The sequence below is a fragment of the uncultured Paraglaciecola sp. genome, assembly GCF_943787955.1.
In the GTDB taxonomy this organism is placed as follows: Bacteria; Pseudomonadota; Gammaproteobacteria; order Enterobacterales; family Alteromonadaceae; genus Paraglaciecola.
Map to the genome: position 1 here is coordinate 208,480 of NZ_CALSOK010000010.1, position 14,684 is coordinate 223,163.

The following is a 14,684-nucleotide window of genomic DNA, read 5'->3' on the forward strand; positions in this document are numbered from 1 at the left end:
TACAATGTCAAAATTTGTTGCGGACGTAGGCGGCACTAATATTCGTTTGGCACAGTTAGAAAATGGCACACTGTGCCATATTAAAAAATATTTGTGTAGTAGTTATAAGACCATTGGTGCCGTTATTGGAGCATACATCACTGAATTTCCTGATGTGGATTTTACAGCTGGATGTTTAGGCGTTGCTTGCCCAGTGAATGGTGATGTGATTTCTATGACCAACAATGATTGGCAGTTTTCTATCTCCCAATTACAAGCTGAATTAGGCTTAGATTGGTTAGGAGTGATTAACGACTTCACTGCGGTTGCCTATGCCGTAACGGTATTGAGCAATCAACAAAAAGAACAAGTTGGCCAAGGGCATGCAAATGATTTAGACAATATTGCGGTTTTTGGCCCCGGTACGGGTCTTGGTGTGAAACACTTAACGCATACTTCACAAGGTTGGCTGGCACTAGATGGTGAGGGTGGTCATGTTGATTTTGCTCCAGTGGATGAAGTGGACATCGCTATATGGAAATTTTTAACTGATAAATTAGGCCATGCCTCTGCTGAAGAGGTACTTTCGGGTCGAGGTTTAGTGCATATATATCAAGCTATTGCCAAATATAAAGGTCTACTAGCACCACTGGATGAGCCTGCTGATATTACTGAACGAGCGCTTGACGGTAGTTGCGCATTAAGTGTGGCTACTTTGTCACAATTCTGCAAAATATTGGGTAGTTTTGCAGGAAACCTTGCCCTTAATTTAGGCACACGTGGTGGCGTGTATGTTGGAGGTGGCATTGCCCCTCGTTTCACTAATTTTATTAAACAAAGTGATTTTCGGGCGCGCTTTGAAGCCAAGGGGCGATTTCGTGACTATGTTGCTGGCATACCGACTTTCATTATTACCGAGCCAGATCATGGTCTGATTGGTGCGATGGCTTATTTAAATCAAAATTGTAAAGGTTAAGTTCAATGACAAAAAATTGGGAAATGACATCAGAAGAAATATTCAGCCAAGGGCCTGTTGTGCCTGTATTGGTGATTAAAGATGTTGAACACGCTGTGCCATTGGCAAAAGCACTTATCGCCGGTGGTATTCGCGTATTAGAAGTCACTTTACGCACAGACGCTGCCCTTGAAGTGATTGCAAAAATTGCTAAAGAAGTACCGGAAGCGATTATTGGTGCGGGCACCGTGACAAATCGTGCTCAGTTGCAACAAGTTATCGATGCAGGTGCTAAATTTGCTATTAGTCCGGGGTTAACTTCTGATTTATTGAAGGCAGGAAACGAAGGCAATATTGCGCTTATTCCAGGTATTTCATCTATTTCAGAGTTGATGACAGCTGTCGACCATGGCTATACTCATTTGAAATTTTTCCCTGCCGAAGCATCAGGTGGTGTGAAAGCCCTTAAAGCTATAGGCGGCCCTTTCCCTGATATCAAATTCTGCCCAACAGGTGGCATTAGTCCAAGCAATTACAATGATTATTTAGCATTATCTAATGTTTGTTGTGCTGGTGGCTCTTGGTTAGCCCCAGAAGATGCGATGATCAATGGTGAGTGGGATAAGATCACTGAGCTTGCAAAACAAGCAGTTGCAGGTGTTAAGTCACTTTAAATTTTAGTTTAATTAAAAAAGCTGCGTTAGCAGCTTTTTTATTGTCTATGAAAAGGTGTCAATGCTTCCAGTATCAGCAAAGACATTAGCGTTATGTGCATTATACGCATTTTTAATGAGGGTAATACTACCGTTAATCCCCATCGCATTGTCGAAATTGGCCTTAAGGTTTACCTCTGAAACGTTGTCTTTATAATATGTGAGTATTTCTATTGAGAGTATTAATACCCAATGGTATGAGTCGTTAACACTCAAACAATAACGAGATCTTACTTGACCAAAATAGTAGCTGTAATAATTGACACTGCTTCACTGGTTTTTCCGCTTCTTGAACCAAATTTTTCTATGCTTTCAAGCACATCCATCCCCTGAATTACTTTACCAAATATACTGTGTTTACCATCTCAGCCAAGGCGTGGCAGTGAAGGTTAGGAAGAATTGGCTGCCATCTGTATTGGGCCCTGAATTAGCCATACTCAATAACCCTCCTTGAGTATGTTTAAATTCATCACTAAATTCACCTGCGTATTGATAACCTGGGCTCCCCCTGCCAGTGCCAGTTGGATCACCACCTTGGGCCATAAAACCGGGAATAATACGATGGAATTTAGTGTTATCGTAATAACCTAAAGATGTTAAGTATATTGTGCTCGACACATGTTTTGGCGCTACGTTGGGCATGAGTTCTATATGTATTTCACCCTGACTCGTAGTGATATGCCACAGATAAGCTTTATCTTGGCTAAACGTGAATTCTGGCGGTTGTGGTAAGGTTATTTTCCAGTCCTGTCCGGTTTTATCAATGTTTTGCTGGAGTATAAATTGCTCCGCTTGTTTGATGGCTTGGTCTTGGTATAAGTCGCAACCACACAGCATTAGGCCAATAAAAGAGTGCGAGCTAAAAGGTGTAATGTGTTCGTGTCATAGTGATGGATCGCATTTGCTGGCCTATCTTCTGAATGTTCTAGACCGCTAGCTTAAACACTTTGGATTTGCGTTGAAAGTTGTAAAGCTGTTTTTTCTTAGTGGGTAGCTCGTCTAGGCTTACTTCAACAAACCCCTGCTCTTGAAACCAATGGGCTGTCACGGTTGTGAGCACGAAAGATAGACTTGCAAACCTTGTTCTCGTGCCTGTCGTTTTGATGGCACTCTAATAGCCGTTCCCCACGATTTCCACCTCGATAATCGTTATGGGTAGCAACACAAGCAAGTTCGCCCATTTTATCCTCTTCATAAGGATAGAGTGCAGCGCATGCTATCGTCATACCGTCTCGTTCAATCAAGGCAAATTGTTCGATTTCTTGTTCTAGATGCTCTCTAGAGCGTTTTACTAAATAACCCTTTTCTTCTAGAGGTCTGATTAGTTCAAGAATACCACCTACATCCTCAATCTTGGCTTGTCGAAGCTGTTCATATGATGTTTGGGATATCAGAGTGCCTGCTCCATCACGGGTAAATAGCTCTTGGAGTAGTGCGCCATCTTGACGATAGCTGACAGTATGACAGCGACTAATGCCCGCTTCTAAACTAGACACTATGGCCTGTAGTGATTGTTTTTCAGCAGCATAAAATGGCTCATCTAACATGGCGTAGAGTGCGTCCAACTCTAAATTTCTTAGTAATCGACCTTCCTTACTAATGATACCGTCTTGGTGATTAAACAATATGAGTTTGTCTGCATGAAGTGCAATGGCTGCTTTGGTCGCCACGTCTTCATGAGACAAGTTAAATACTTCGCCTGTCGCTGAGTACCCCATAGGTGATAACAACACAATGGAGCCATCATTTAAATGGTCGTTAATACCATCTACATCGATGCGGCGAACCAGTCCAGTATTTTCAAAGTCTACCCCGTCGCGAACACCTATTGGCATGGCGACCACCAGATTGCCAGAACACACTCGGATATGTGAGCCGTGCATGGGTGAATTTGCCAGCCCCATAGTTAATAACGCTTCAACCTCTGCGCGCAACGAACCTGCGGCGTCTTTTACACATTCAAGGGTTTGTTTATCGGTAATACGAATGCCTTGGTGAAAACGAGGTGGCAAGTTACGTATTGCCACTCGGTGATCGATTTGTGGCCTAGCACCATGCACTAAAACCAAACGCACACCTAAGCTGTTTAACAAGGCAATATCATGAATGATGTTGGCAAAGTTAGCTTCTTCAATGGCTTCGCCACCAAACATCAAGACAAAAGTTTTCCCCCTGTGTGCATTAATGTATGGCGCTGAATTACGAATAATTTTAACACTGTCGATATGTGAAACGACCACAAATATATCCTTATTTATTTTGCGCTAATTCAGCGTCTAGAGCCTTAGATACTGGGTCGATACCCGTACCCCCCAAGATGCTACGTTTATTTACTAAATATTCGAGTTGCAAGATTTCATATACATCATTTTCAATTAAGTCTGAGAATTGTTGCAACTCAGCAATGCTTAACTCCTCGATGGCTTTTTTCTTCTCTAGTGCGGCTAATACCACTTGGCCCGAAATGTCATGGGCGGTTCTAAAGGGGATCCCTTTAGCAACAAGATAATCGGCTAATTCAGTGGCGTTCGCGTACCCTTCGCGAGCGGCCTTGGCACAACGCTCTGTGTCTAACTTGATGCTGTCTATTACCTCACAGGCAATACACAAACAGATATGCCACTGCGTCACCGCATCAAGCAAACCTTCTTTGTCTTCCTGCATATCTTTGTTGTACGCAAGGGGTAATCCTTTCATGGTCACTAACATACCTTGCAAACTGCCAAATACACGGCCACATTTACCGCGCATCAGTTCCAGTGCATCGGGGTTTTTCTTTTGTGGCATCAAGGATGAGCCAGACGTCACTTCATCACCTAAGGTAATAAACCCCGCTTCACCAGAGTTGAAGAAAATCAAGTCTTCGGCCATACGCGACATGTGCATCATGCTGGTGCTGGCCAGCAAATAAAAGTTCCAATACGAAATCACGATCCGACACCGCATCTAAACTATTTAAGCAAGGGCTATCAAAGCCTAATTCATTGGCAATTTCATAACGATCAATGGGATAGGTGGTCCCTGCTAATGCTCCACAACCTAGTGGTGACTGGTTTAAGCGCACTCTTAGGTCACGTAAGCGACTAATGTCACGTTTAAACATCTCAACATAGGCCAAACACCAGTGTGGGTAACGCACTGGCTGAGCTCGTTGTAAGTGGGTATAACCCGGTAAAATAACCGTTTTGTTGTTGCTTGCGGTGCCCACTAAAGAGGCTTTGACCTTTTCTAAGTCGGCAATCAATAAGTCAACGTGTTCACGTGTCCACAATCGAAAGTCAGTAGCCACTTGATCATTACGGCTACGACCGGTGTGAAGTTTGCGGGCGATATCACCTAACTGTTCAATCAACGTGGCTTCAACAAAACTATGAATATCTTCTTCGCTACTGGCGTCAAAATCCAAGGTGCCAGCTTCTGCTTGAACTAACAAAGCTTGCAGTGCTTGTTCAAGTTGTTGTTGTTCGTCTTGGGTTAACACTCCGGCTTTATAAATGGCTTTTGACCACGCGATAGAGCCGCGGATATCTTGGCTAGCGAGTGCTCGGTCGAAGGGTAATGAGTCATTTACCCTTCTAAACATCGCACTGCTGCCATCTTGGAAACGCCCGCCCCACAGGCTCATTATTCTATTCCTGTATTTTTAAATGCCATACCTTTTTTGTTCATCGCTTCAATACGGCTCGATAAGCTGTATAGACGGATGAAACCCTCGGCGTGGCTTTGGTCGTAAACATCATCCGCACCAAATGTGGCGAAGTCTTCAGAATACAAACTGTTGGGAGATTTTCTTTGGGTAACTGTGGCTTGGCCCTTATACAATTTAACCACGATTTCACCTGTAACTTTTTGTGCAAAACTAGCTGCCCCTGCCAACAAAGCATCATTCAACGCAGTAAACCAGCGTCCGTCATACATGACATGTGAATATTCAAGACCAATTTGCTCGCGGTATTTAAGGGACGCTTTATCTAATACTAAACACTCTAAGGCTTTGTAAGCTTTCATCATCACTGTGCCGCCGGGTGTTTCATAGCAACCACGAGATTTCATGCCAACTAAGCGGTTTTCTACGATGTCGATACGGCCAACACCATGAGCTGCGGCAATGTCGTTTAATTTCATCAATACACCATAAGGTGTTAACGCTTCGCCATTAACCTTAGTTAATTTTCCTTCTTCGAAACTAAGTTGAATCCGTTCTGGCTTATCTGGAGCGTCTTCTGGATCAACCGTCAACGTCCAGATCCCTTTAGTGGGTTCACTCCAAGGATCTTCTAACTCACCACCTTCATGGGAGATATGCCAAGCATTTGCGTCACGGCTATAAATCTTAGTTAAAGATGCAGAGCATTCAATGTTACGTTCGGCTAGGTAGTCGAGTAGGTCTTCACGAGAGACCATTTCCCATTCACGCCAAGGCGCTATCACTGCCAATTCTGGTGCAAGCGCAGCAAAGGTGCCTTCAAATCGTACTTGGTCGTTACCCTTACCAGTACAACCGTGACAAAGCGCATCTGCACCCACTTTACGGGCAATTTCTACTTGCGCTTTAGCAATGATAGGACGAGCCATAGAGGTACCGAGTAAGTACTCACCTTCGTATACGGCCCCAGTAGTAATGGTTGGATAGATATACTCAGATACAAACTCTTCTTTCAAGTCAACGATGTAACATTCGCTGGCGCCGGTTTTAAGCGCTTTTTCCCTTAAGCCAATTAACTCTTCGTCGCCTTGACCCACATCAGCCGCAAAAGCAATCACTTCACAGTTATAGGTTTCGATTAACCAAGGAATGATAGCTGAGGTGTCTAATCCACCCGAATATGCCAATACTACTTTTTTGAATTCTTTATTTGCTTGAATAGCCATGTTATTTCCTATCTCTTAATTTTTAATAAAACGCTCAAATATTTTGCGCTTTAATTATTCTTATTTTTATTTTTTTGTTGATACTTTGCTACCTAACTCATAGCTGTTTTTCTTAATTTCTTGGTTCGAAATCGCGAGCCAGCAATTGTACCAAAATAGCGTTTTGCCCGTGCATACGATTTTCAGCTTGTTGCATTAATAATGATGCATCGCTGTCGATCAAACTGCCGCTGATTTCTAAATCTCTGTGGGCGGGTTGACAATGCAAAACATATTTTGCTCCCGTTTTCGCCATCAAAGCTTCGTTAATTTCGTAACCTGAGAAGGTGTCTTTGATATCGGCCAATGGAGTTTCGTCGCCCATAGAAAGCCAAGTATCCGTGTATAAAACTTGCGAGCCATTTGCTGCATTAATGTCAGTGCTAACGGTTAGCTTTCCGCCAAACTGCTGGGCACGCGCTTGAGTTAGCTTTATAATATTATCATCAACCTCGTGACCTTCTGGTGTGATGATAACTACCTCACAACCTAGTGCTACGCCCATTAACATAAGTGAATGGGTGACGTTATTACCGTCACCGATGTAAGCCAGTTTAACTTTGCTTAAGTCGTCGTAGTTTTCGCTGATGGTTAGGTAGTCAGCGACCGCTTGACATGGGTGATACATATCACACAAAGCATTGATGACTGGCACGTTAGCTGATTCAGCTAATTCTTCTAGCGTGCTGTGAGCAAAAACCCGTGCCACTATAGCATCTGCCCAACAGGCTAAGTTAGCGCCCATATCTTTGACATCTTCTCTGCCAGCCAATTTATTTGATTGGGTGTCTAGATACACCATATGACCGCCTAACTTATTGATCCCAATGTCAAAACTCACACGGGTACGCAATGAAGGTTTTTCAAATAAGGCAACAATTGACAGGCCATCTAAGGCTTTGCGATAACCCGCAGGGTTGTTTTTGATGGTTTTAGCCAAGGCTAACAAACTGTGTAATTGGTCTGCGGTCCAATCTTTCAACGAAAGAAGATCTTGTTTCATAATTAAGCCTTGTGACTAGGTGTGTTAATTAAAGGTGAGATTTTGCTGCCTATTGTTTGTTGATGCAACAAACCGAGCAACTTTTCTGCATCTTTCCAACTGGCAATAGTGACACTGCGGCCTAAGCTATTGGCTGCTGTCAATGCAGCTTGTACTTTGACTATCATGCCGTCACGAATGACGTTTTCTGTAATGAGGGTTTCGATTTGCTCAGTGTCTAAGTGTTCAATCAGATTTTTGTTAGCATCTAAAACGCCAGGTACATCAGATAATAACAGTAATTCTGCATCTAATAACTGGGCAATAACTGTGGCCGCTTGGTCAGCATTTACATTGAGTAAGTTGCCTTTGTTATCCGCACCGATTGAACTGATAATGGGCAACATATGTGTTGCGGCCAATAGTTTCAAAAGTGTTGGATCGCCTGGCTCCACTGAACCCACTGCACCTAACTCTTCGCGCATAACAGTTGCATGACACATTTTTCCATCTAACAAACTTAAGCCTACTGGGCTCATTCCTGCTCTGATAGCTAATCCGCAGAGCTGTTTATTAGCAGTGCCCGCAAGCGCACCTGTGATGTAAGGCATATGTTCAGTGGGGGTAACGCGCAAGCCATCAATTTTTTGACTGGTGATATTAAGCGCACAGAGTAATTCTTCGACCATTGCGCCACCGCCATGGACTAACACTACAATATAATTTTTCTGTAGCGCGCTAATTGATGTTAGCAAAGCCATAGCCGCATTTTCAGCTTGCATGAATGCGCCACCCACTTTTATCACTAAACTATTTTTATAATTCTCTTTGTGGCTCATGCTGTGGCTCATAGTTATTTTACCAATCCCATATGAGATGCAAAACCAAAACGCAAATTAGCACATTGCATTGCTTGAGATGCTGCACCTTTTAATAAGTTATCAATAGCACTGGTTATTACAAGGTAGCCAGTTTTGCTATCTAGTTTCCAGAAAAGATCACAGTAAGGTGTACCCACTACATCGTCAATTTTAGGCCAACTATTTCTTAGCCTTACAATAGGGTTGCCTTGGTAGGCCTGCTGATAGGCGTCGGTAATCTGTTGCTCAGTCACACCGGCTGGTTTTTACGGTGATCGTGGCTAATATACCGCGCTTAAAATTGCCTAAATGTGGTGTGAAAATCACATCAGTGCCTAAATAGTCAGTAATTTCAGGCTGATGCCTATGCCCCAATACCCCGTATGCCTGCAAGCTGACTTCGCTAAAACTGCTATTCAATGCTGCTTTTCTACCTGCACCTGATACGCCAGAGACTGCGTTAATAATAGGGAAATGTGTAGAGTCAATTATGGCATTTTGCTGTAAAGGCTTAAGGGCTGTTAAAGAGGCAGTGGGGTAACAACCCGGAACTGCGACTAAGTCTGCATGTTTAATCTGCTCTTGATGCCAATCAGCCAAACCATATACAGCCTCGGCTAACAATTTATCAGCGTGGTGCTCGAAGCCATAATATTCTGCGAATTTGATTTTATCTTTTATTCTAAATGCACCTGACAAGTCCATTATTACTGCTTTTTTACCGTTTTCTTTACCACATAGCTCGTTCATCCATTTGTGGCTTGCTTCATGGGGCGTGGCTAAAAATATGAGATCAAAGTTGTCTTTTAAGGCAGATAAATTACCTTCATCGATAGGCTGAAAGGTAAATTAATTGAATTAAAAAATTGCGGGTGAATATCGCCCAAAAACTTCCCCGCATCAGCACTACGGGTGGAAACATACAAAGCGGCTAATTCAAATTGGCTATGGCGGTGAACTAACGCCGCCAGCTCAGCGCCGGTGTAACCACTGGCTCCAATAATACAGGTTTTGATCATGGAATTTCTCTATAAGCTCAATGTGAGTAGTGTACTAAATAATGGAAGCTGAAAATAAAAAGCACTCTTTGCTTAAACTATATAGTTTAAAGCAAAGAGTGAGCTATACGCTACAACGTCGACTATCGTCGATAAAACATGCTGGCGAAGCTAGGCAGGGAAAAAATTGGAATGTTACTTTTACAACAATTGAATACATATACGTTATCTAACCAAAACAAGTTACAGTAATAAGCGATTACACAAAACGACTCATTTATTTAGTCGTTTCTAGTTGGCCTATAGAATGCCATGTGTTATATATTTATGCAATAAAAGTGAATAATTATTTAATTGGGTGGTTATGTCAAATCTATCTTTCTTAGAACACTATCAAACTATCATTGAAACCCCGTCTATTAGCGCCTTTGATGAAAATATCGATCAAACAAATAGGCCTCTGATTGACATCTTATCCGGCTGGTTTAGTGATCTTGGGATTTTCCATAACTATTCAACAAGTGCCCGACACTCGAAACAAGTTTAATATGTTAGCCAAAATTGGCAGCGGCGAGGGGGGATTATTGCTTTGTGGTCACTCAGATACCGTGCCTTTTGATGAAGGGCGTTGGCAATCCGACCCTTTCAAAGTCAAACAAGCGGATGGTAAGCTGTTTGGCTTAGGCAGTTGTGATATGAAGGGTTTTTTTGCTTTTATTCTTGAAGCACTAAAAACTGACTCCGCTTAATAAGTTGAACAAACCTTTGTACGTATTGGCCACAGCAGATGAGGAAACGTCTATGGCAGGCGCACGATTTTTCGCTGAGCAACAAATGATTAAGCCCAGCATGGCGATTATTGGAGAGCCGACTGAACTGGTACCCATTTATAAACATAAAGGGCATATCGCTCAAAGTTTACATATTCAGGGTAAAGCGGGTCACTCCAGCGATCCTGACAAAGGTGTCAACGCCATTGAAATTATGTATCAGGCCATTGGTCAGCTGATGGACTTGCAAAGCTAACTAAAAACTCAGTTTCATGATGAAGCTTTCAGTGTGCCCCATGTCACCATGAATTTAGGTCACATCCATGGCGGCGATGCTGAAAATCGTATCTGTGGGCATTGTAAACTTAACTTTGATATGCGTGCTGTACCTGAGTTAAACGATGAACAGGCCCTTGCCATGATTGATGAGGCTTTGGCGCCAGTATTTGCTAAATATCCCAATCGTTTAAGTTTGGATTTGATGTATCCCACTGCGCCCGCTTTTGCCTGTCGTGATGAACAAAATATTTTGGCACTGGCTGAACAACTTACAGGTAAAAAATACCAAAGTGCCAACTACGCCACTGAAGCACCTTTTATCAATCAATTAGGTTGCGATACTATTGTTTTGGGGCCTGGCAGTATAGAACAAGCGCATCAACCTGATGAGTATATTTCTTTGGATTACGTTAATCCTACCGTTGTCATTTTGCAGCAAATGATTAACAAGGTGTGTTTTTAATTTAACTGATTGTTAGCTAATTATATTTCAAATATCGTCATAAGGTTTCATTCAAAGATGCAAAAAACTATAGCATTGGTTGCTCACGACCATAATAAACCAGATTTAGTGAAATGGTCATTGGCGCACAAAACTGAATTAACTAAATATAAATTAGTCGCAACAGGTACAACCGGTGGCATATTACAAAAAGAGTTAGATTTAGACATTCACTGTTTCAAAAGTGGTCCGTTAGGTGGGGATCAACAAATAGGCGCGTTAATAGCAGAGGGTAAACTAGATTGTTTGATATTTTTCTGGGATCCGTTAAACCCGCTCCTCATGATCCTGATGTCAAAGCGTTACTTAGGTTATGTTCTGTATGGAATTACCGGTTGCTTGCAATGTCTCTACAGCTGACATGTTGCTCACTTCGCCGCTATTTATAAATAACGACTACCAACGAGATATCCCTGACTTATAAAACTACAGGGCATAATTAATTTATGCCCTGTGTTGTTAATTGCTGACTAGTTATCTCTACTGGCCTGACAGTTAATAAGTGATTTAACGCTGAAATGATAAAGGTTGTACTACGAGCTGGCGATTGTTGGTAAAAACGCTCCCAAGCATGACTTTTATGTTCATCGTAGTGTGATTGCCTTTCTGGAAATTCTTCGATATATGCCAGATTAACGGCATGACCTATAGTCACGTCAATGACGATCGCTTCTTCCACTAATTAAGCTAGGATTTTGTTCGAAGAAACTGGCTAAGGCGATAAGAGTTTCAATAGTCAGTTGACGGTATTCTGCGGCATGAATGTTGTTAAACATATGTTCGATTAATAACGCGAAAGCTTTTTCTCCTTCGGTCATATCACTCAACACTAAGTCACTACTGATACGGTTCCGCTTATCCATTTTATTGCCAATAACAAGGCCACTAGTGTGTTTCAATACACTCCAAATTTGGGCTAAAAACTCTGCCGAACGACGATCGAGTATACCTTGATGTTGTCGCCAATCCAGCCAACCATCTTCCGGCGTTTCTAGCTGCTCTAAGCCCAGAGTTTTGCTGCCAGTTTAGGTGTTCAGTATTACCCTGTGCATGTAATGTTTCGAGTTTTTGTGGCAGGTCGGATAAACTTTGATAATTTTCCAGCACTGCTTCTAAGCGTGATTGAATTTCTGATGGCGGCATGTCCATCAAAATTTCGTAGGCATCATCAGTTGTGGTGTTGTGCTCTCGAGTAATTTGACTCGTTAGCAGAATGATCAACAGACTGACGCGTAAGGTTAATAATTCGCTAAATAACGCAGGCTTGGCTTTAATTAATAGACCCAGAGTAAAGTAAAACTTCTTGGGTTAGGACTTGATCACGCACATCTTCACGGCAATATAGCACAATACGTTGCATCAGCTCTTCGTCTGCTAAAGGGCGCGTGATCAGCGATTCGTCATGATAAGAACGCCCTACCTGAATAAACTTTTGTGCGACTAATAAGTCGCTAACCGCTAGGCCTATATCGCCATCAATTTTGCCCTGTAATCCAGATGCTTGTCGCAACACTGACCACAGTCTTAGTCGTCCAGCTTGGGTATACACTTCTTCAATTAAGTCGTGCAAGCTTCGCTGTTGATTATGGATGTGAATTTTAGTGTCAATCGATTGAAGCTCAACGAGTTTAGTCAGAAGCGCTATTTGTTCATAAAGATTCGTCGCTTGGCCCAGCCTAGCTTCTAATATGTTAGTTTCTTTTTGCAAGGCGATTTCAAGTTCTTCACTTGGTGATAATTGTTTGTGCTCACCCGCTAAGGTCAAAACACAAGATTGAGATAACAAACTAGCTAATGGCTGTTCGGGTAAAATTAGGTCTTTTAGGTGCTCGACATGCTCAACCGCTGCGGTATTGATTAACTGCGCCATAATGTCGTGCCTAACAGGAATGCCGTCAACTTCACCGCTGGCAATCTCTTTCATTAAGGCATAAAAGGTAGTGCGATCGGTATCCAACAAATTGTGAGTGAGTAGTACAGTCACAGTTGGTCGACCCAACTCAGTCCAATTTCGATGTAGATAACTAAGCTCTGATTTAAAACGACGCACTAAAAATTCGATATCATAACTGAGGAAAAAATCTTTTTGGATAAAAGAAGGTGTCAGGCAAATCGCCTGTTTTTTACCCATCATATAAACACGGCTGGTGGTTAAACTTTTCAGTTTTCTAGGAATACGCCCGGTAAGACCTAGTGCATCGCATTTACCGATTTGTGCATGTATGCTGGCAATATCTTCGGGACGATAAACTTGCACGGGTGAAACATCTTCAATTGTTTGTGTCCTGACACCATAGGCTTCCAGCTCTTGTTGTAACGCGTCATCCTCAGCCAAAAACATAAGTTGAACCACAGGTTTTTTGGGTATTTTGTGATGCCTACGTCCGAGAGGATCTAAATCGCCTGGGCGCAATAGCCCATCTTCGAGTAAACAACCGAGCAAATATAAGCTCTGTGCCCACACCAGTGGCACGTTTTCATTCGGGATACGCACTTGAGAGCCTGGATTGATACGCTCCTGTTCGACACGGTTTTGTGCAACAAAATACAATTCAGGTAGCAGTTTTTGACCATCTTTTTCTACTAGCACAGCATCAAGACGAGCTCGGTAATGACTTATCTGTTGTGTATCATCTCGAAAAATCGCATCTAAATATAAATACGTATAAAACAGCGGCCATTCTGACTCAATATGCTCAAACTGTTTTAGCTCCTGTTCTTCGTAATGCAGTCGGCCCTCATCTTCGAGAGCCGTTTGATGTCCATCACGTAAAAAACGTTTGAGGCCATAGCTACCTTCTAACTTATCAATAATGTCATTACGCACTTTATTGGCAAGTATTAGGTCGTCTACAGCAAAAGCAGGGTAGCCCACTATGCTGAGAAGGGATGCATCTGTTTCTTTAGTATTGGACTCACGTGGTAACATAGGACGTTAACGTAATATTAGACTGTGCAATGTTATCTGGGATGACATGAATGACACTTGAACGTGACCCTTTAGCGCCGAAAAGGTTAAAGCCAGACAGTGCCTCAAGTGCGGCCTTGGCCATACCTAACGAGCTGGCATTAAGCTCTACGTTCCCACTGTTGCTTTTTGCACCTCGTTCCCACATACCAAAATCTGGTGTGCGATAGGCGCGTTCAATGTAATACACTAAATTTTGTACAAAGCTGACTTCTTCATGGGTCCAAATTATTTCTAAACCAGAGGCAATCATCTGCGTAAGTGTCAGTAGAAATACAGAGGTTGCATCAACCTGTAAATGCCCCCATTCATCATCACCTACTACGCTATCACCTGTTGCAGTATCGTATTTGGCATGTAATGCGTCTATGGGTTGACGGGTTCGCTTAAATTTTTCCACTTTAGCCGATTGCGCCATCATCGAACGTAATAAAGCGCGCATTAATTTAACGGTACGTTGTTGCAGTTCGAATCCTCGACCGCCATCATCATCTAAGTTGCGATAGGCTAAGGCAAGTCCCCATACTGCCAAAATACTGTATACGTTGTCGCGCACCCAAGCGTCTTGGTAATTACCATGCACAGTCACAGCAGTGCTGGCGGGCAGTAATCCAGAGATTGGATGTTGTTTGTCCAGTATGACCGATTGTATTTGGCCATAATATTGGTCAAGACGACTACGTAATTCGATGTCTTGCATAATGGCTCCTAGTGGCCCAAATAAATAAAAAAGTTAGAGGAAACGGCCATCAGACCTTCGTAACTCT

Annotated in this window: 12 protein-coding genes and 5 pseudogenes; 4 read left to right on the forward strand and 13 right to left on the reverse strand. The window is 42.5% G+C overall.

Translation table 11 applies throughout. From position 1 onward, the window contains the following. Positions 1–4: 4 nt before the first annotated feature. Both Q0Y52_RS08635 and Q0Y52_RS08640 read left to right on the forward strand, forming a co-directional pair. Entirely contained in the window at positions 5–955 is a 951-nt protein-coding gene (locus Q0Y52_RS08635; protein ID WP_297820655.1) for a glucokinase, read from the forward strand. A 5-nt stretch (positions 956–960) separates the two neighbouring features. Continuing rightward, a complete protein-coding gene (locus Q0Y52_RS08640) occupies positions 961–1,608 on the forward strand; it encodes a bifunctional 4-hydroxy-2-oxoglutarate aldolase/2-dehydro-3-deoxy-phosphogluconate aldolase (RefSeq protein ID WP_297820657.1) in 648 nt (215 codons plus the stop codon). A 269-nt stretch (positions 1,609–1,877) separates the two neighbouring features. Here Q0Y52_RS08640 and Q0Y52_RS08645 read toward each other — a convergent pair whose 3' ends face one another. From Q0Y52_RS08645 to argC, 8 genes and pseudogenes are all read right to left on the reverse strand, one after another. After that, entirely contained in the window at positions 1,878–1,973 is a 96-nt protein-coding gene (locus Q0Y52_RS08645) for a hypothetical protein (RefSeq protein WP_297820659.1), read from the reverse strand. A 31-nt stretch (positions 1,974–2,004) separates the two neighbouring features. Continuing rightward, a complete protein-coding gene (locus tag Q0Y52_RS08650) occupies positions 2,005–2,484 on the reverse strand; it encodes a peptidylprolyl isomerase (RefSeq protein WP_297820661.1) in 480 nt (159 codons plus the stop codon). An 88-nt stretch (positions 2,485–2,572) separates the two neighbouring features. Then, positions 2,573–3,887, reverse strand: a pseudogene (gene argA / locus Q0Y52_RS08655) (amino-acid N-acetyltransferase). A 10-nt stretch (positions 3,888–3,897) separates the two neighbouring features. Next, positions 3,898–5,272, reverse strand: a pseudogene (gene argH / locus Q0Y52_RS08660) (argininosuccinate lyase). Then, the gene (locus Q0Y52_RS08665) at positions 5,272–6,519 is read right to left on the reverse strand and encodes an argininosuccinate synthase (RefSeq protein ID WP_297820663.1); all 1,248 of its coding nucleotides are present in this window, start codon (positions 6,517–6,519) and stop codon (positions 5,272–5,274) included. Before Q0Y52_RS08665 ends, argH begins: the two are co-directional and overlap by 1 nt. 112 nt (positions 6,520–6,631) lie before the next feature. Further along, on the reverse strand, positions 6,632–7,561 hold the full coding sequence (locus tag Q0Y52_RS08670) for an ornithine carbamoyltransferase (protein WP_297820665.1): 930 nt from the start codon (positions 7,559–7,561) through the stop codon (positions 6,632–6,634). 2 nt (positions 7,562–7,563) lie between these two features. After that, on the reverse strand, positions 7,564–8,379 hold the full coding sequence (argB, locus tag Q0Y52_RS08675) for an acetylglutamate kinase (protein ID WP_297820667.1): 816 nt from the start codon (positions 8,377–8,379) through the stop codon (positions 7,564–7,566). A gap of 14 nt (positions 8,380–8,393) precedes the next feature. Then, positions 8,394–9,419, reverse strand: a pseudogene (gene argC / locus Q0Y52_RS08680) (N-acetyl-gamma-glutamyl-phosphate reductase). A 343-nt stretch (positions 9,420–9,762) separates the two neighbouring features. Here argC and argE point away from each other — a divergent pair. Both argE and Q0Y52_RS08690 read left to right on the forward strand, forming a co-directional pair. Continuing rightward, positions 9,763–10,910: pseudogene (gene argE / locus Q0Y52_RS08685) on the forward strand (acetylornithine deacetylase). A gap of 57 nt (positions 10,911–10,967) precedes the next feature. Continuing rightward, positions 10,968–11,373: pseudogene (locus Q0Y52_RS08690) on the forward strand (methylglyoxal synthase). A gap of 15 nt (positions 11,374–11,388) precedes the next feature. Here Q0Y52_RS08690 and Q0Y52_RS19480 read toward each other — a convergent pair. From Q0Y52_RS19480 to Q0Y52_RS19500, 5 genes are read right to left on the reverse strand one after another with little or no spacing between them, the layout of a single operon-like run. Beyond that, on the reverse strand, positions 11,389–11,628 hold the full coding sequence (locus Q0Y52_RS19480) for a hypothetical protein (protein ID WP_366939269.1): 240 nt from the start codon (positions 11,626–11,628) through the stop codon (positions 11,389–11,391). Next, entirely contained in the window at positions 11,606–11,920 is a 315-nt protein-coding gene (locus Q0Y52_RS19485) for a hypothetical protein (protein ID WP_366939282.1), read from the reverse strand. Before Q0Y52_RS19485 ends, Q0Y52_RS19480 begins: the two co-directional genes overlap by 23 nt. Next, positions 11,835–12,170 carry a hypothetical protein gene (locus tag Q0Y52_RS19490; protein WP_366939270.1) on the reverse strand — a complete coding sequence of 112 codons (336 nt, stop codon included), beginning with the start codon at positions 12,168–12,170 and terminating at the stop codon, positions 11,835–11,837. Before Q0Y52_RS19490 ends, Q0Y52_RS19485 begins: the two co-directional genes overlap by 86 nt. A gap of 49 nt (positions 12,171–12,219) precedes the next feature. Continuing rightward, a complete protein-coding gene (locus Q0Y52_RS19495; RefSeq protein ID WP_366939271.1) occupies positions 12,220–13,878 on the reverse strand; it encodes a glycoside hydrolase family 15 protein in 1,659 nt (552 codons plus the stop codon). Then, on the reverse strand, positions 13,865–14,617 hold the full coding sequence (locus Q0Y52_RS19500) for a glycoside hydrolase family 15 protein (RefSeq protein WP_366939272.1): 753 nt from the start codon (positions 14,615–14,617) through the stop codon (positions 13,865–13,867). The genes Q0Y52_RS19495 and Q0Y52_RS19500 overlap by 14 nt, the downstream gene beginning before the upstream one ends. Positions 14,618–14,684 lie beyond the last annotated feature (67 nt).